The sequence below is a fragment of the Bacteroides sp. HF-162 genome (assembly GCF_015679285.1).
In the GTDB taxonomy this organism is placed as follows: Bacteria; Bacteroidota; Bacteroidia; order Bacteroidales; family Bacteroidaceae; genus Bacteroides; species Bacteroides uniformis.
This window is the reverse complement of the sequence record NZ_CP064937.1, coordinates 1,544,829-1,563,209: the sequence shown is the minus strand read 5'-3', so window position 1 is coordinate 1,563,209 and position 18,381 is coordinate 1,544,829. Positions and strand designations below refer to the sequence as shown.

Below are 18,381 nucleotides of genomic sequence, written 5' to 3'. Positions count from 1 at the left end.
ATGATTTACTATTTACTATTTGGCAGATCTGCTATCTGACGACCTCCACCTACAATGACGCCTCCCGGCAAATAGTAAATAGTAAATCGTCAAATAGTAAATGACCTTAATGTTTAAAGTGACGGAACCCAGTAGTTACCATGGCAATGCCATGCTCGTTGCAATATTCAAACGAGAGTTCATCCTTGATGCTCCCACCCGGCTGGATGACGGCTGTTACACCTTCATTGCCGGCAATTTCCACGCAGTCGGGGAAGGGGAAGAATGCGTCACTCGCCATTACAGCACCATTCAAGTCGAAACCAAAGTTCTTGGCTTTCTCGATAGCCTGTTTCAAAGCATCCACACGGCTGGTCTGGCCTACACCGCTTGCCAACAACTGCTTTCCTTTTGCCAATACAATGGCATTCGACTTACAGTTCTTCACAATCTTGTTTGCAAAGAGCATGTCCTCGATTTCCTGTGCAGTGGGAGCCTTCGTGGTTACAGTCTTCAATTCTTCAGGAGTTTCCACCTTAAGGTCGCGATCCTGGACCAATACGCCATTCAGCAAAGAACGGAACTGCTTCTTAGGCAGAGCTGCCGGCTTGCGAACCAGGATAATACGGTTCTTCTTCTGACCGAGGATTTCCAACGCATCCACATCGTAATCGGGAGCGATAATTACCTCAAAGAATATTTTATTGATTTCTTCGGCAGCAGCCTTGTCAATCACGGCATTTGTGATGAGCACACCACCAAAAGCGGATACCGGGTCACCGGCAAGCGCATCGTTCCATGCTTCGAGCACAGTGGGACGTGAAGCCAGTCCACAAGCATTATTATGTTTCAGGATAGCGAAAGTAGTATCCTTGAATTCGTCAATCAAATCAACGGCAGCATTGATGTCGAGCAGGTTGTTATAAGAGATTTCCTTACCGTGAATCTGGTCGAACATAGCATCCAGATTGCCATAGAAATAACCTTTCTGGTGCGGATTCTCGCCATAGCGTAAAGTCTTCTGGCTATTGGCAGAGCAACGGAAAGCGGAACCTTCCTCACCGTCAAAATAGTTGAAGATGGCAGAATCATAGTGTGAAGACACTCCGAACGCCTCTTTGGCAAACCAACGGCGTTCTTCGATGGTAGTAGTGGCTCCGTGTTCCATCAGCATGTCGCGGAACGGCTGGTATTGTGCTTGCGAAGCGATGATAACCACGTCGTTGTAATTCTTGGCAGCGGCACGAATCAGGGAGATACCGCCTATGTCAATCTTTTCGATGATGGCAGGTTCTTCGGCACCACTGGCAACTGTAGCCTCAAACGGATAGAGGTCAACGATGACGAGGTCTATTTCGGGAATTTCATATTTTTCAATCTGTTGCATGTCTTGCTCCAATCCGCGGCGGCAAAGGATACCTCCAAAAACCTTCGGATGCAAAGTCTTTACGCGTCCGCCCAGGATGGAAGGGTATGTAGTGAGGTCTTCCACTGCCTTGCAGGGATAGCCCAGAGATTCTATAAACTGACGTGTTCCACCGGTTGAGAGGAACTCTACACCTTCTTCATGCAGTTTGGTAATGATTTCGTCCAAACCTTCCTTATGGTAAACAGATACCAGAGCTGTTTTGATTCTTTTTGTTTCAGACATGGATTTGCGTATTAAAGTATGCGTATATTAGTATTTGATGCGCAAAGTTACAAATTTTGTTTATTCATACATACATTCATACACAATAAATTAGGTATAATTAAAAAAGGCGGCATCTGTTTCCAGTCTGCCGCCTTTTTTTAAGGGTTATTTTGTTGGTTTACCAAATAGAGACACGTTTTTCTACCGGCAAGAACATCGGGTCTTTTTCTGTCACGTTAAATGCCTCATACCAAGCACCGATTTGCGGCAATGCACCGTTTACACGCCATTCGCCCAATGAATGCACATCGCTCTTCGTGCGGTTCAGCACTTCTTCGGGACGAATATCATTGGCCCATACACCTGCGTATGCCAGGAAGAAACGTTGTTCGGGAGTAAGACCATCCAACACCGGCAACGGATTGGCAGCCGTAGCTTTCTTGAATGCCTGATAAGAAACCTGCAGACCACCGTGGTCGGCAATATTCTCACCCAATGTCATGCGTCCGTTGGCATATACGCCCGGAGCAACCTCGATGCTATCGAAGAAGTTCACCATCACCTGGGCACGCTCGTCAAAGTTCTTGGCATCTTCAGCAGTCCACCAGTCTTTCAGGTTACCGTCCTTGTCGTACTGGCGACCCTGGTCGTCGAATCCGTGAGTCATTTCATGACCGATTACCACACCGATGGCACCGTAGTTGAAGGCGTCATCCGCATTCATATCGAAGAAAGGATATTGCAGGATACCGGCGGGGAAACAGATTTCGTTCGTAGTCGGGTTATAGTATGCGTTGACGGTCTGCGGAGTCATCAGCCATTCATCCTTATCCACCGGCTTGCCGGCTTTGGCTATCATTTCGGCATGGCTCCACTCGTTGGCACGTTCCATGTTTGCCCAGTAAGAGTCGTTTTTGATTTCCAGTGTGGAGTAGTCTTTCCAAGTGTCGGGATAACCAATCTTCACATGGAAGGTAGCCAGTTTCTCCAGAGCTTTCACCTTAGTGGAATCACCCATCCAGGCAAGATTCTTGATACGTTCGCCCAGGCTTTCCTGCAAGTTCTTCACCAAAGTAACCATACGCTCCTTGGCAGCAGCAGGGAAATATTTCTCCACGTACATCTGACCTACAGCTTCGCCCAGCGCGCTGCTTACAGTGCTTACCGCTCTCTTCCAGCGGGGCTGCATCTCTTGTGTACCGCTCATAGTGCGGCTGTAGAAGTCGAAGTTCTGTTCTGCCATAGCATCGTTCAGCAAGCTTGCGGCAGAATCAATCAATTTCCATTGCAAATAAAGGCTCTGCTGTTCAATGGGCAGCGTATCCAGGATATCGGCAGCAGCTTTCAGTGAAGCGGGCTGGCCTACGATGATTTCCTTCACATCCTTCAAGTCCATGGCAGACAAATAAGCATCCCAATCGAAAGTAGGATAATTCTTCTTCAACTCTTCCATGCTCATCTTGTTATAATTGGCATGTGGGTCACGTAACTCCGTACGAGAGCGGAAAGCCTTGGCAAGACGTGTTTCCACATCCATCACCACCTCCATACCTTTCTTGGCAGTAGCCTCGTCGAAACCAGCCAACTGGTACATCTTCTGTACATGTGTACGGAAAGCATCACGAATTTTGGCAGTAGCCTCATCATTCTCCAGATAGTATTCACGTTCGCCCATGCTCAGCCCGGTCTGATAGGTCTGTACGGCATTCATGCTACTGTTCATTTCGTCAGCGCCAACATACAGCACGTTGTAGACGATGATACCTTTCTTCTGCATATCGCCCAGCAAGGCATAAAGCTCTTTCTTGTCCTTCAAAGCAGCCAGCTGGTCGAGTTCAGCCTTGATGGGGGCCACACCGTCCTTGTTCAGCTTCACGCTGTCCATTACGATTTTGTACAAGTCACCGATTTTTTGTGCCACGCTGCCGGCTTCGTGCTGGGTGGCGGCAAGTTCTTCAATCAGTCCTTGAATCTGCTTGCGGTTGTTTTCTGCAAGGATAGTGAAAGAACCGTACTGTGAGTATTCAGCAGGAATCGGATTGTTCTTCATCCAACCGCCACATGCGTATTGGTAAAAGTCAGTTCCGGGTAGAGCCGTTGTGTCAAGATTGGCGAGCTGGATGCCTGCTGTAAGTTCAGCCTGCTGCTTGCCGGTGTTGCAGGATGCCGTCATCAGACAGAATGCTGCAATGGGTAACAAATGATTTGCTTTCATAAATATATAAAATATAATAGTTAGTGATTCTCCAACTCTACAGTAGCCGCGTCCCACTCTTCCATCACACGGTCAAGCTGCTCTTTCAGTTTTTGGTGCTGCTCATAAAGCGACATGTCCGAAGCACCCTCCGGTGTAGCCATCCTAGCCTCAAGAATGGCAATGGCAGCCTCCGTCTGCTCTATCTCCGCTTCACAATCGGCAACGCGGCGTTCCAGCTTCTTAAGTTTCTTGTTAAGCTCCTTCTGCTCCTCATAGGAGAGCTTGGCAGCCGAGGGCTGAGCCGGTTCTGCACCAGCATTTCCTGATGCCGCCTTACCGGCAGTGGGCGAAGCGGAAAGTGAAGGAGATTTCTGTAACTCATTCAGGCTCTCTATCTGCTTCTTTTGCAGGAAATCATAAATTCCTCCCAAATGTTCCTTCACCAGTCCGCCACCAAACTCGTATACTTTAGTCGCAAGTCCGTCCAGAAAATCACGGTCATGACTGACTATTATCACCGTCCCGTCAAAATCGCGGATAGCTTCCTTCAGTACATCTTTGGAACGCATGTCAAGATGATTCGTAGGTTCGTCGAGAATCAGAAAATTCACCGGCTCCAACAACAGTTTTATCATGGCAAGCCGGGTACGCTCTCCACCGCTGAGCACCTTCACCCTTTTATCCGAAGCCTCACCGCCGAACATGAAAGCACCCAGAATATCACGAATTTTGAGGCGGATATCCCCTACGGCCACGTGGTCAATCGTATCGAATACAGTTAGGTTCTCATCCAAAAGTTGTGCCTGGTTCTGGGCAAAATATCCAATCTGCACATTATGTCCCAGTGTAAGTTTTCCGGTATAATCCGTAATCTCACCCATAATACACTTTACAAGCGTAGACTTTCCTTCGCCGTTCTTACCGACAAAAGCAACCTTCTCTCCTCGGTTGATGGTCAAATTCACATCATGGAAAACAATGTGCTCACCGTAGGATTTCTCCATATCCTCGCAGATGACGGGATAATTACCGCTACGGCTGCTGCAAACAAACTTCAGGCGCAAAGAGGAGTTGTCTTCCTCATCCACCTCGATACGTTCTATCTTTTCAAGTTGCTTGATGCGACTTTGCACCTGCACAGCCTTGGTAGCTTTGTACCGGAAACGCTCGATAAAGTCTTCCGTATCTTGTATCTGCTTCTGCTGATTCTCGTAAGCACGCAGTTGCTGCTCCCGGCGCTCCTTGCGAAGCACCACGAACTCATCGTATTTCACTTTATAGTCGTAAATGCGTCCACAAGTTATTTCGATGGTACGCGTAGTGACATTGTTCAAAAAGGCGCGGTCGTGGCTGACAAGCACCACCGCATTGGCACGGGTGGAAAGGAAGTTCTCCAACCACTGGATACTCTCGATGTCAAGGTGGTTGGTAGGCTCGTCGAGCAGCAACACATCCGGACGACGAAGCAACAGCTTGGCAAGCTCTATACGCATACGCCAACCACCGGAAAACTCGCTTGTAGAGCGGTCAAAGTCCTCGCGGCTAAAGCCCAGTCCTTGGAGCGTGCGCTCTATTTCGGCACGGTAGTTGGTGCCTCCCATCATAAGGAAACGTTCGTTTTCGTGGGTGAAGCGGTCAATCAGTTTCTGGTAATCCTCACTATCGTAGTCGGTACGTTCGGCAAGTTGCTGATTCATGCGTTCGATGCCCGCCTGCATCTCAAAAATATGCTCGAAGGCAAGTTCAGCCTCCTGCATCACGGTGCGCTTGTCACTGAGTATCATCACTTGGGGCAAATACCCGATAGTACATTCGCGAGGAACGGCAACAATGCCGGCAGTGGGCTGCTGAATGCCAGCCAATATCTTGAGCATGGTGGACTTACCGGCACCATTCTTGCCGACAAGAGCTATACGGTCTTTCTTATTGATAACATAAGAGACGTCTTCGAACAGAGGAGTGGCATTAAATTCTACCTTCAGTCCTTCTACAGATATCATAGTGTCAATGAATTTATCGTTCAAGACTGCAAAGGTAGCGATTTTCAACGTTATACAATATCATACGCTCACATAATTACATCAAATATCCAAGAAAGAGAACACTACTCCCGCATTTCCTGCGGAAGGACAATTGCAAAGCGGCTCCCCTTGCCAAGAGATGAGGCCACTTCTATTTTTCCATGAAACCTTTCAACGATAGTCCTGCAAATGGCCAATCCCAATCCCGTGCCCTGCACAAAAGCATCTCCCTTATAGAAACGTTCAAAAATGTGCGCCAGAACTTCTTCCGACATGCCAGTTCCCGTATCTTCCACAAAGACTTCCAATGTAGCAAAGTCCTTCAGCCTATACCCTATGGTTATGCGTCCTTCAGCAGTGAACTTCACCGCATTATTGATAAGATTGTTGACAACTTGCCCCAAACGCGTAGGATCTGTATAGATAACTGCTGCCCGGTCCGGAAGGTCTAGCAGTAACTCCACTCCTTTCCGAAGATTCATCTTCTGCGCACTGTAAATGCTTTCCAATATGCCATTTAAAGAAACCTTCTCAAAATGGAACTCCATTGTGTTCGATTCTATCTTGGACAAATCCAGAATATCTGAAATCAACACCATTAACAACTGGCTGTTCTTTTCAATCAAAGACGTGAATTCCATAATCTCCTGCCGTGACAAGTCGGCATCCCCACAAGCCAGTAGTGTAGAGAAGCCCACAATGGCATTTAGCGGCGTACGTATCTCGTGGCTCATATTAGCAAGAAATACGCTCTTCAACTCATCGCTACGTTGCGCTTTCTGCAAAGCCTCGTTCAATTTATTCTCCGTATCCTTGTATTTCTGCGTACTCATGCAAATACCGATGATACGGAACGGCAAATCCGTCAATTGCCCCACATAGGTAGATTGCGCCTCAAACCACTCCCACTTGCCGTCTCCCCGCCGTAAACGGTATTCCACTGGGCATTCGTACAAATTACCATGCAACTGTAAAGCCAAAGCATCAAACACTCCCTTCCGGTCGTCCGGATGAATCAGAAATGCGAATTCCTCAGGCGTCAGCGTATAGTCACGCGTAGGAATCCCCAAATATTCAAAATAACGCGGTTCTATAATCATCAGATTATGTTCCATGTCGAAAGACCATTGAAATATCTGGGTACGACTCAGCGCAATATTCAGCAAATGCTTCTGTGTCCGTTCTTCCAACACATTCCTGAAATAGAGTACAATCCTCACCAATTGTCCATCTTCATGAATTCCCACCATAGCACCTTGTATCAGAAAACTTATACCACTCTTCAATTCACGTATAAAGCAATTGGTATCTAAGGGAATAATCCGCACATCCCTCTCCCGAAGTTGCAGCAAAAGGTCTTCTAACACATTCTTTTTATCACATACCACCTCCAATAAGTCAGTGATACGCCGCCCTATCACATACTCATTCAATTGGAGTTCATTCATCACCTGCTGATTCAGACGCCAGATACAATCTTCCAAATCAATCATAATAATGCTGACGGGCCATGAGTTGAACAACTGCTCGGAGATGGCATTTATTATACGTACTTCTTGAGGAACATTCGGATTCATCAGAATTGGTTTATCATACAAGAAGCAAAGTTCGGGTTAAAATGCTTATACCACAAACAAACCCTTATAAATCAATATTCCATTTTAATATGTATATATTCTATTATTCACAACTTTACCTTATTTAACAGAGATAAGTTGAGCGTAATATTGATTTTAACTGTTACCTCTGTCATTTATACATTATTATCCCCCATTTTTGCGTCTTAAAATCTCCAACATGAATATATCCGAATTCAATATAAATGACGAGTTCATTGCCTGCAATCATATCACAACCAGTGAACTGAATCCGCTAGTGAAAAAGCCATACCACACCAAGGCCAGTATCTTCGTTTTGTGTATCAAAGGAGTTCTGAAAACCATCATAAACCATACCCAATTCAAGGTTGAAGCTAACGTTCTCCTAGCTATTCCTCCTGAGACCTTCGTACAATTACTACACACGTCAGACGATACTGAAATATATGTCGTCATATTTTCCAAACAACTTATCCAAAGTGCAGGAGTCGGTAAGGTCATGATGGATAAGTTTCACATTATAGGTAAACACTATATTTTTCCTCTATCGAAAAAGAACTTCCAGCTTTATGCTGAGTTCATGACCTATTTGTCACACCTCTATCAAAGAACAGAAAGCCCCTCAAGTCTAGTTTCATTGCAAACTCTACTGGCATATCTGTTACAAGGCATATCCGAACTCTGTCCGGAACACCCTAGGATAAAAGAAACTCCGGGCAGCAGGCATTTCAACCAATACCGCATTTTTATCCGATTGGTACACACAGACTATGTCCGGGAGCATCAAGTGTCCTATTATGCATTGAAAATGAATATGAGGCCGGCAGCTCTTTGCCGCCTTGTCAAAAAGGAATCAGGACATACAGCCATGGAAATCATCAACAATACTATCATCATGGATGCCAAAGCACAGCTTTGTACCGCCAACACTCCGATAAAGGATATAGCCGTGAGTCTAGGTTTTAATAATGCGGCCTTCTTCAACAAATTCTTTAAACGTCATACGGGAATACCTCCTCAGAAGTTCCGTACATCCTCAAAACAATAAAATCTACTCAAAACCCAAAATGCGGATATTCTGTCCTGAGAATACCCGCATTCCTCAATAAGAGAAGTCCGTCATCAGCCTACCTTCTTGGCAATAAAGAACACATAACCGTAAAATTCCTTATACTTGCCGTACAGTTCATCCTCAATCATTTGGAGTAAGCTGAACTCTTCGGCAATTTTATTACCGGCATATTTCTTACGGAAAATCTCCTGAGCCGCAACCTTTGAAGCAAAGTAATGCTCTGTCCAGCAATTCTCCGGCAAAATGAATGTAGCAACGGGAAGATAACCTGCCTTGTACAACTTGGTCACCTGATTGGGAAGTGTATCCATTTCAGAGTAAGCGTCCATCCAGAAGTCATTGATTTCCGCAGGGCGTTCGTCCGTAAACCATGAACTCTCGGAGACGGCAATATACCCTCCCGGTTTCAGATACTTACGCCACTCCTTCAAGCCACGTTCAAAGCCAATGTTATAGATAGCACCTTCACACCAAATCATATCCAGCTCCTCCTCACCGAAAGGAAGGGCATCCATTGAACCGACAATTCCTTTTACTCTGTTCTGCAAGCCTAACTGCCTTGCATTACGGTTGAAGATATCAATAAAGCCGGGAAAAAGGTCAATTCCTGTAATCCGCCCCGGCACATGGCCAGCTACTACCATTGTCTGGCCACCCGTTCCACAGCCGATATCGGCAATAAAGGATTCATCGGTAAGACCGTCTACAAAGCTCAATGCCTTCAACGTCGCTTCAGGACTGCCAGGGCCTTGTCGTTCCATATTGGAGAAAAAGTCACAGATTAAATTAAGTTCGAAATCGTGGATAGTTTTATTTTCGTTACTCATTTTCTTACTATATTTTGCATATACGGAAAGTATCACAATACCTTCAGCATAATATGCGGATTAAACTTGAATTATAACAATAGGAAAACACTCTCGAAAGAAGTTATCCGAGAGTAAACGAAGGGGGGACAATCTGTGCAGGGAACACAGATTGTTTACAAAACCAAATCCGATTTAAATGTCTTTGTCATACTGCAAAGATAAGCAATATTTTATTTAATCAAAGATTTTACGGTTAATAAAGATTTTCCCTTGCACCGGGCGCATGCTGAAGAACCGCACCTACCACCTGGCAAGTATCCAGTTCCTTACAGTCGCCGCAAGTATTGAAACCTTTTTCGTACACACATTTGCGGATAGCACAATAATCGCTGCAATAGGCAAACTTCACCCCGTCTGCACGGCACCCCATACAATGGATGGTTTCCGGCGTAATTTCCGGCGTATTGTTCAGCACACTCCACTCTTTGGCAGTTTTCTCTCTCAGCTCATCGTCATTATTGACAGTGGCTATACGGGCGGCGCAATTTTCGCAATCCAACCCGCAACATGCAATTAATTGTTTCATCACTTGGTTATAACGATTTATGTTTGAGGATATAATGCCCCTTTTCCCGCACATCGATTCAGTAAGCCCAAAACTCACCCCATACCTTGGAACAGACACTCATTTACCGACAGTCCTCAGCGCTTTCTTAACGATATACTTGGTCTCTTTCGTTTCACTTTCCTAACGCCTGCAAAGCTTCCTTACAAATCCGGATTGCGTCTTACTTGCATCATTTAACCAATTCCCTACGCTGTTCCGGACATACTTGGAGTAATCTGATTTCAAAGGTTCCAATATCGGTAAGCCCAATGCAGGGTTCTGTTCCAACATTTCAGTATGCTTGCACCAGACACCTCGTGAACAGAAAACAGAAGAACAAATATAGCTCTGGCAAACGCCTTCCCCATATTTGTCCTTTTGTTCTTTTACCCAATAAATTAATGCGAATCAAGTTATCCTTCCGTCTTACTTTAGAACAGCTTCGCAGGATACTCACCCGCATCCACCAAAGCCTGAATCTTGTCGACTACACTCTGACGGTCTTCGGGATAAGTCACACCGAACCACTTGCTGGTTGTATCGAGCACTTCGCAGGTAGCAGTGCCATTGTTAATCAGCTTATCCACCATCAGCGGGATGAAGAATTCGCTTTTCAGATTCTCCATATTCTTCGGGTCGCTCAGGAAGCTCTTGAAAAACTCTGCACTGTAAGCAAAGTAATCGGGAGTAAAGCCCCAGAAGTTCATGCTGACCGGAGTCGTCTCGGGAGTGGCAGTCCATTCACCGTTATCATCGATGTACTTCACCTCGCCGTCCATACGCTGAATCTGGGTACGCTCTACTACAGAAGTCAACAAGTTGTTTGCATCCGTTCCGCACAAACCACGGGATACGGTACCGCTTTCGCTCAATGTATTACCGATGCGGAAGCCTACCATGGAATATACATTTTTGGAACCTTCGGGAAGGGCTGCAAGAAATTTGCCCATTACCTGGAAGGAATCACGACCGTAGAAATCGTCGCAGTTGATAACAGCAAACGGTTCCTTTATTACATCGGCACCCATCATTACAGCATGGTTGGTTCCCCAAGGTTTGGTACGGCCTTCGGGGCAGGTGAAGCCTTCGGGAAGGTCATCGATGGACTGGAATACCAGTTCGCAGGGGATATGGCCTTCGTATTTGGAAATAATCTTGTCGCGGAAATCCTGCTCAAAATCTTTACGGATTACGAAAACGAGCTTTCCAAAACCGGCATTGATGGCATCGTAAATAGAATAATCCATGATAGTTTCGCCATTCGGGCCCAGTCCGTCCAATTGTTTCAAGCCACCATAACGACTGCCCATGCCGGCTGCCAATAAGAATAAAGTTGGTTTCATATTTAGTTATTATTTAAAAAGGTTAGTATATCACAGTTGATAACGGCTGCAAATGTACAAAAATTTATGGCTGACAGAAGGGAGTTTTAGTTCATTCTTTACCACTATCCGTTCAAAAAGGTACATTTAGAACGGATAACCGATGGCAAAATGCAACGCCATGCTGTCCTTGAACTTGGGAATATTATAATACCCCGACTTCCCGGTATCATACGGATCATGCAGCCCGATACCCAAGTCCAGACGAAAAACAAGAAAGTCCAAATCGTAACGCAAGCCAAATCCCGTGCCCAAAGCAATCTGTTTCGGGAAATTCTTCAACGTAAATTCACCATTCGGGCGGTTTTCATCTTTACGCATCAGCCATACATTGCCGGCATCCAAGAATACGGCTCCATGCAAGTCGGCAATCATACGGAAGCGATACTCGATATTGGCTTCCATGCGAATATCACCCACGTGGTTGATATAGGTATATTTCCTATCCGTCTCGGGAGGATAACCGCCCGGACCTATACTGCGTGCAGAAAAGGCGCGCACACTGTTGGCACCACCGATATAGAACTGTTCCGTATAAGGTGCGGTCGTAGCGTTGCCATACGACCATATTACCCCTCCCGCAATACGCGAAGCAATCATCTGGTTCTTGTCTATCCGGTAATGGTACCTGAATTCCGAGTTCAGCTTCAAGAACTGTGCAAAAGGTACACCGAAAAGCTTCTTCCCTTCCTCACTGAACGGCTTGCCGAAAATACGGTAAACAGCAGAAGTCAGGTTACCGGCCGACGCAACGGTGGTCTGCCACCAGATGGGGTTACGCTTGCCGCGCACGGAAGCGTTGTCATAAGTATAGGTGTACTCCATGGCAGGAATGAACTGGTCGCGCAAACTAACGTAGAGTGCCGGATTCTCGGCACGCAGTGTATCGAAAGCGGCAGTAGGATTGCGCAGTACATTGAATGTCAACCGGAAAGGAGTTATACTGTGCCTGGAAGTCGATTTGGGCTGGAAGTCATAAGTGACATTACCGCCAAAAGCCAACAGCTTATAATACTTGGCACGGTTCATCTGGTCGGCATACAAACGGAAAGTCGTTGTAGCCGGGAAGTCATACTCACGGTCGCCCATCCTGGGAAACACCACGCGCGGAAAGATAAGCGAAGTGGAGATACCCAGTTCATAGCTGTTCATCAGAGAAGAGCTTGCCTTGCCCGTCTGCCATTCGTACGAACCGTTCAACTTCACATTCCAGCTTTCACCGCCACCGAAGACATTATTCTTCGTCACCGTAAAAGCGGCACCCGGTCCCGTCTGATTATTGCTCTTCATAGTGACATTAAAATCCAATTCCGCATCGTAGGGTTTATCGAGCGCGGCAATGACCTTCACATCCAATGTATCAGACACAAATGCCGTATCACGCGGTATATACTGCATCTCCGCATAACGGAAAATACCGACGCTTGCCAGGCGCTCCTGAATACGGGTTTGACGATATAAGCTATACAAACTCTGCATAGAACGCTGGCGGGCAATACCTGCGCTGTCCTGTATCTGACGTTTCCGCCGATAACCTTGATAGTTCAACCAACGGTAAAGCATGTTGGGACGTACCGGTGGTTTGTTGTAGTAATGTATGGTCAAGCCTTTGTAATCCATGCTGTCATTGGGTTCCTGCCCCTGCTTTCCAAGAAGATAGACGGATTTACGCCCCACACGAAACTGCTTCTCGGCTACCTTTGGCATACCGGGAACGGGAATCAAGCGCATCTGGACATGCCCATTGGGAACCATCATGGTATCGGCCTGATAGGTTAGGTAGTCGGGACGGAAATAATAACAGCCCACATTACGCAGCAGGGTACTGATACGGGTACGCTCCCCATCCAGATCAGCCACATTGAATTGTTCTCCCGGACTGATAAGGGAACGTCGGCGCCCCAGCTCCATAATGCGAGTGGTACGTTGGTTGAAACCACGATAGTACACCGTATCTATAAAGTAAGGATTACGCATGTTCACCGTATATTGCAACTTTGCCTTCAGCGAGTCTTTCGGGTCGATAAATGTCTTGTAGCTGACGCTTCCGTTGAAATAGCCGTAATCGCGCAGCAAGTTAACCGCCGCCTTCTGACGTATATCGGGATTCACCGTAGACAGAAGCACCGGAGTGGCGGCAAATTTATTGAATATCCACTTTCCGAGTCCCTTCTCATACTTCTGGAAACCATTGTAAATCCACAGTCCGAAAGGAAAGGGATAGCGGATAGTAGAGCTCCCCAGCAACGAATTGTTCGGTGCCGTAGCAAGGGCGGCTTCCACCTCTTCCATGGCAATCTCGCCAACAGACGTTTCACTGCGGTTCAATACAATCATCGGCTTTTGTCCGGTATAGAGTATCTCCCCCTCGGGCAAGTGCTTCGTGGTGGAGCAACCTGCCAGAAATATCAATCCTGCAATATATAATATCAGTCGTTTCATATCACATTCCTACTTTTTCATATCGCTGTTTTCAGCCTCCGGTTTTATCTTTTTCTTCCTGAAGATGAAGAGTTCACCCAACCGGTCCATCTTCCGGCGCAGCACAAGGCCAACACCCGTTTCGGTTATCTCACCGTCGAGTATGCTTTCGTAGTTCTTATTATGGAATACACGGACATATCGGGTACCCGACGCATCAAGACGGTATTCCAGCGATATATTGTCAATGAATGATTCCGCATCGTTCGTCGCATTGGCCCCGGTGGATACTTTTCCACCGATGACTATCTGTACGCGATCGTTGAAGAAACGCTGGGAATAACGGAAACTGAAGTCTTTCTGCGTGTCGCCCGTTTCAGCAGAGGTACGGTCTTCCACACCTACACTGATATTGGCACCTTTTATACCTCCCGCCAAGGAGTTTATCTGGCTCTGAAGCACTGAGTTCAAGGCGGCTCCCATTGACAAACCTCCTCCTTTGGCGCCGCTATTCAAGTAAATACCCGTAGCAAGCATCGCAATAGCCTGCTTACTACGCTCTTCTGCCCCCATTGCCTGCAGCTCATTCTCTACTGTGCCATCTTCGGGCGCCGAAATATCGAATATAAGATCGGGAGCGTCAAGCCTGTTCTTGATGGAAATGGAAACATCGAAGTTCACCATGCGCGAACCGTCCCCGTCACCGTCGGCCACAGAAGCACGCATACGTTCCGTAGCCTTTAGGCTTAGCGTAGGATTCATAATATTCCCTCGCCAATCCACATAACTGCCGGGATTGAACTGAAACTCCTTCAAGGGGATGATAGGCAGCGAATATTTCATGACGCCACCCGAAAGGGTATAGCGTCCGGTAAGGCTCATATCCCCTTGGGGAGTATACTGCATATTCAAATCACCGCCACCTTCCAGTTCGATGTATTTGCTGCGGTCGGGACTCAAGTCGGCACGAAGACGGACAGCATCGTCAATATGGACGGACATATACATTTCCAATCCTCCCAACGACATGGCAGGAACTTCATCCGCCTTTACCGACGTCGTATCGGTGAATGAGGTAAAGGTGACCAGCCCACTGAGACGGTCTTCCACCGTTAAAGGGGAATCGGTCAACACGTAGGTTACGTTGGTATTGCCCAGCAGATTCATGTTTCCACGCATCGTGAGCCCGTCAAGCGGTCCCTTCACCGTGGCATGCAAGTCAACGAACACCTTTCCATATACCAGACTTTCGCGGGTACGCGGTGCATCCAGCAACGTATAGTTCTCTGCCAGCAGATTGAGGTTGGCAGTAGGACGCTCCATATTCCGGAAATCAACCTTACCGTCAATCGTAAACGGATTCTTGCTGGTGGTATAAATGGCAAACTTATCGAATATCAACTGATTGTCCTTTATCTGCACCGGACGGTTGTCGAACCAGTAACGTGCTCCCGCCTGGCGTGCATAGACAGACACACTGTCCAAAACAATATCACCATGCATTTGAGGCTTATCCAGCGAACCGTAAATATAAAGCCCTCCATCAATATCTCCGGTAAAGGCCACCATTTGGTCAGGGATGAATGCATTGGCCATCTTCAATGGGAAATGCTCGAAACGAGTGGACACTTCCAGAGTATCCTTTCCGTTCTTCTGCGTCAAGATACCGTCGGCGGTCATCACTTCTTCGTTATCATGTGTAAAATAGGTATTCAAATAGTGCGTATTCTTGTCGCCCGGCAACCAGGTAGCCCCCAGACCTATATCTCCAACCGGTTGGCGTTCGTAGGTCAGTTTCTCTACATTGGCTTCGGCGGACACCTGCAGGGAAGTGGCAGTCTGTATATAATTTGCTTCGGCGGAGAACAATCCCGTAAGCCGAGGCATATAAGGAAGTACCTCCGTAAGTTCATCCAGGCGCAATCGGCTCAGTTCTACGTTTATATTCTGCAAGGAAAGGGTATCATTCTTGTCGGATTGCATACGGAAACACAGACCATCGTCGCTGTCCATATCAATATTGGCATAGACGCGCATATTCTTATGCAGATAAATCCAGTTACTATTGTCCGCAAAGTGGAATTTACGGAAAGCGATAATCGGCTCGGCAGGAATAAGGTTCAGCAGCACACCATCACCGCGACCATGTCCTTCGGTCAACGGACGGGCGTTAATACCGAACAGCACACCGGTCTGCCCTTTTCCATCCACATAATCCACAGTCAGCTCCGCATCTTCATTACGGACTTCACCCGTCAGTGTACTGCGGAACACAAACTGCGGGTTCTTGGGACCGTTTATGACACCACCTTGCAACTTCATGCGGGCAGTATCCTGCTTTACTGTAAAAAATATTGTATCGAGCTGCAAGGAGTCCATGCGCAATCCGTGAACAGCTGTACGCCCATTGATGCCGACTTGCGGAGTAAATCCGAAGCTCAGTTTGAAATCATTATAGGAAATACCCTTTGCAGCCAGGAAATAGCTGACGGGATTCTGGTTACCGGCTTCCAGATGCATGCCGGCTGAAGGAAGGACTTGTCGCAAAGCGGCATGGTCCAAACGCCGTTCATCAATCTGCTTTGTCAGGATAGAGACAAATTTATCCGACTGTTCCATCAACTTCTTCAACGTGCTATGAGCGCGGAAACGCAGATTCAAGTCACCGGCATCAAGCCTCAACTCGAGAGAATCATGACGTGCCTCCGCTCCCATTGTAAAGGCAAATGGGTGTTTCAACGGTCGGGGCACCAACCCCAGCTTGTGCAGATTCACCTCTTCCACATTCAAATCCAAAGCGCCATCCAGATAGCTGCGGTCAAGACGCATATCTGCATTTCCCTGCATCTTGAGAAGAACATTATCGCTGGCAAGACGGACAGTAGCAACGGATGACTTGAGTCCGGCATGCACATCCACACCGGAAATGTCCCAATGGCCATACTGTAGTTTTTCCAAGGAGGCATTCAAAGCAGCCACAGTCTTTCGTGATGCCACATCCACCCCTTGTCCCTTAGCGGACATCTTTACCGTAAGAGTATAAATAGAGTCCTTGGGCAGGAAGTGATGCACCTGCAAGTTGTTGATGGCAAGGTCGGCATGGTAGGCTTCCGTAGCAAGATTATAGGCGGCATCCAGATTCAAGGCGCCTTCCTTCTCCTGCAGTTTCAGGGCGGCAGTGCACTGCGCCCCCTCCATACCGACACGTGCCGCAAGGTGCATACTGTCCGGCACGATGACGGAGCCATCGGGAGCAATGTCAGCTAGTCCGGTCAGGAAGTTCAAGTTCTGCGTATGCATCTCGAAGTCCATGTTTCCATTGCGTTTCACACTGTCGGCCAGGTTCCAGAATTCTCCTCCCCCACTCAACGAAAAGGCTCCGGGCAGCTCAGCCGTAAAACGGGAAATCTGCATCTGCTTCAGGTTTCCTTCCGTACCGGCATGAATCACCAACGGACGGAACGGATAGGCTTCCTTGAAAGTTTCCGGCAGGCCACCGGCAAAAAGCAGTACATCCTGTTTGCCGATACGGGCATTGAAACGGGCTGTCAAACGGCCGGTGGTAGGTATATTTATCAGTTCCCAGTAAGTCTGTGCCGTAAGATTCATCTCACTATGAGGTGTCAGCAACTTCAAAGAAGGGATACGGATAACGGTAGAGTCGGCAAACAACCGCCCGGTCAGGGAAGTTACACTCAAACCGGAACGCTCATACATGGAAAATTCCCGGATAACGGCATTCATATCTCTACCGTAGTACATCACAGAATCAATGCCCATACGAATGTCGTGAAGAGCAATGTGCGAGGGGTCGAAACCTATCGCACTCCCCGGGCCGCCGGTATCATAATTGACAGAAGTTCCAGTCAGCAGGAATTTTCTCCAGCCATAGAACTGGTGTTTCAGGTCGGCAGCAGCGTCCGCAATCTCAGCATTTCCGATATGGGCTTTCAGCCCCATGGAGTCCAATGGCATCTGTAAATCGACCGAGACGTTCTTCAACTTCAGGGTATGGAGTGTGACTTTCCAGTTTAACGCAGTGTCAGTAGTGTCCTTGGGAGTCTCAGTGGTATCTGCAAGCATTACCTGCACATGGGTATCGCTCAATTCTATATTATTGAGAATAGCATCTTCTTTTGTAAGGTCTATGCCATGGCTTTCGAAAAAGAAATGCCCCAGTACCCCTTTGATGCACATACCTTCCATTAAATTGGAAGAGTTAACAGCAACTTGTTTCAGGGTAATGTCATCCACCTCCACTTTCCCTTTGAGTAAAGGCCATGCCTGCACCCGCACGTTCAAACTTCCAAGATTCAGCAAAGTATCGGGATGCTGCACCTCAACAGCACTGTCGGCAGGCTGTACCACCAATACACCGCGAACCAACAAATTCAAAGGAAAGCGAAGGTCAATCCGCTCCACAGATATGTCCATACCCGTAGCATCTGATGCAATTGCTGTAGCCTGCTTCCGTATCAAATTCTGTACGGGAGGCACATAGAGCAGTATCATCAATATTATAAACAGTATAATAGGAGTAAGCAGCACCCACAGTGCTATTCTCAACCATTTTCTTCTCATCGGAACGTCAATCTTTCATCGTATTTAAAAGTCCTACAAAGTAAACAATTTCTTTCGACATTTGGTTCCCGATAGAGAAAA

The 18,381-nt window shown here is 47.1% G+C and carries 10 protein-coding genes; 1 reads left to right on the top strand and 9 read right to left on the bottom strand.

The features are described 5' to 3' along the window. Window positions 1-106: 106 nt before the first annotated feature. The 4 genes from purH to ITJ87_RS06110 form a co-directional block, all read right to left on the bottom strand. Entirely contained in the window at window positions 107-1,630 is a 1,524-nt protein-coding gene (gene purH / locus ITJ87_RS06125) for a bifunctional phosphoribosylaminoimidazolecarboxamide formyltransferase/IMP cyclohydrolase (RefSeq protein ID WP_117966320.1), read from the bottom strand. Between the two features lie 160 nt (window positions 1,631-1,790). Beyond that, entirely contained in the window at window positions 1,791-3,827 is a 2,037-nt protein-coding gene (locus tag ITJ87_RS06120) for a M13 family metallopeptidase (protein WP_117966316.1), read from the bottom strand. A 20-nt stretch (window positions 3,828-3,847) separates the two neighbouring features. Beyond that, window positions 3,848-5,809 (bottom strand): ABC-F family ATP-binding cassette domain-containing protein, encoded by a 1,962-nt coding sequence (locus ITJ87_RS06115; protein WP_117966387.1) that lies wholly within the window; start codon window positions 5,807-5,809, stop codon window positions 3,848-3,850. A 104-nt stretch (window positions 5,810-5,913) separates the two neighbouring features. Continuing rightward, window positions 5,914-7,407, bottom strand: a complete 1,494-nt coding sequence (locus ITJ87_RS06110; protein WP_117966313.1) for an ATP-binding protein — start codon at window positions 7,405-7,407, stop codon at window positions 5,914-5,916. 220 nt (window positions 7,408-7,627) lie between these two features. Here ITJ87_RS06110 and ITJ87_RS06105 point away from each other — a divergent pair, with 220 nt between their 5' ends. Then, complete coding sequence (locus ITJ87_RS06105) at window positions 7,628-8,476, top strand: AraC family transcriptional regulator (protein ID WP_117966310.1); 849 nt, start codon at window positions 7,628-7,630, stop codon at window positions 8,474-8,476. Between the two features lie 74 nt (window positions 8,477-8,550). Here ITJ87_RS06105 and ITJ87_RS06100 read toward each other — a convergent pair whose 3' ends face one another. The 5 genes from ITJ87_RS06100 to ITJ87_RS06080 form a co-directional block, all read right to left on the bottom strand. Beyond that, entirely contained in the window at window positions 8,551-9,327 is a 777-nt protein-coding gene (locus ITJ87_RS06100) for a class I SAM-dependent methyltransferase (protein ID WP_165853618.1), read from the bottom strand. A 235-nt stretch (window positions 9,328-9,562) separates the two neighbouring features. Continuing rightward, window positions 9,563-9,895: a DUF3795 domain-containing protein gene (locus ITJ87_RS06095; protein ID WP_034528899.1), complete on the bottom strand. Its 333-nt coding sequence runs from the start codon at window positions 9,893-9,895 to the stop codon at window positions 9,563-9,565. 452 nt (window positions 9,896-10,347) lie between these two features. After that, the gene (locus ITJ87_RS06090) at window positions 10,348-11,259 is read right to left on the bottom strand and encodes a nucleotidyltransferase (protein WP_117966307.1); all 912 of its coding nucleotides are present in this window, start codon (window positions 11,257-11,259) and stop codon (window positions 10,348-10,350) included. A gap of 126 nt (window positions 11,260-11,385) precedes the next feature. Next, window positions 11,386-13,740 carry a BamA/TamA family outer membrane protein gene (locus tag ITJ87_RS06085; protein WP_117966304.1) on the bottom strand — a complete coding sequence of 785 codons (2,355 nt, stop codon included), beginning with the start codon at window positions 13,738-13,740 and terminating at the stop codon, window positions 11,386-11,388. A 9-nt stretch (window positions 13,741-13,749) separates the two neighbouring features. Then, window positions 13,750-18,300: a translocation/assembly module TamB domain-containing protein gene (locus tag ITJ87_RS06080; RefSeq protein ID WP_117966301.1), complete on the bottom strand. Its 4,551-nt coding sequence runs from the start codon at window positions 18,298-18,300 to the stop codon at window positions 13,750-13,752. Window positions 18,301-18,381: the final 81 nt, after the last annotated feature.

Coding starts and splice junctions, on each gene's coding strand:
- ITJ87_RS06110 (WP_117966313.1), bottom strand. CDS start 7,407: ATGAATCCGAATGTTCCTCAAGAAGTACGTATAATAAATGCCATCTCC.
- ITJ87_RS06085 (WP_117966304.1), bottom strand. CDS start 13,740: ATGAAACGACTGATATTATATATTGCAGGATTGATATTTCTGGCAGGT.
- ITJ87_RS06100 (WP_165853618.1), bottom strand. CDS start 9,327: ATGAGTAACGAAAATAAAACTATCCACGATTTCGAACTTAATTTAATC.
- ITJ87_RS06105 (WP_117966310.1), top strand. CDS start 7,628: ATGAATATATCCGAATTCAATATAAATGACGAGTTCATTGCCTGCAAT.
- ITJ87_RS06115 (WP_117966387.1), bottom strand. CDS start 5,809: ATGATATCTGTAGAAGGACTGAAGGTAGAATTTAATGCCACTCCTCTG.
- ITJ87_RS06090 (WP_117966307.1), bottom strand. CDS start 11,259: ATGAAACCAACTTTATTCTTATTGGCAGCCGGCATGGGCAGTCGTTAT.
- purH (WP_117966320.1), bottom strand. CDS start 1,630: ATGTCTGAAACAAAAAGAATCAAAACAGCTCTGGTATCTGTTTACCAT.
- ITJ87_RS06080 (WP_117966301.1), bottom strand. CDS start 18,300: ATGAGAAGAAAATGGTTGAGAATAGCACTGTGGGTGCTGCTTACTCCT.
- ITJ87_RS06095 (WP_034528899.1), bottom strand. CDS start 9,895: ATGAAACAATTAATTGCATGTTGCGGGTTGGATTGCGAAAATTGCGCC.
- ITJ87_RS06120 (WP_117966316.1), bottom strand. CDS start 3,827: ATGAAAGCAAATCATTTGTTACCCATTGCAGCATTCTGTCTGATGACG.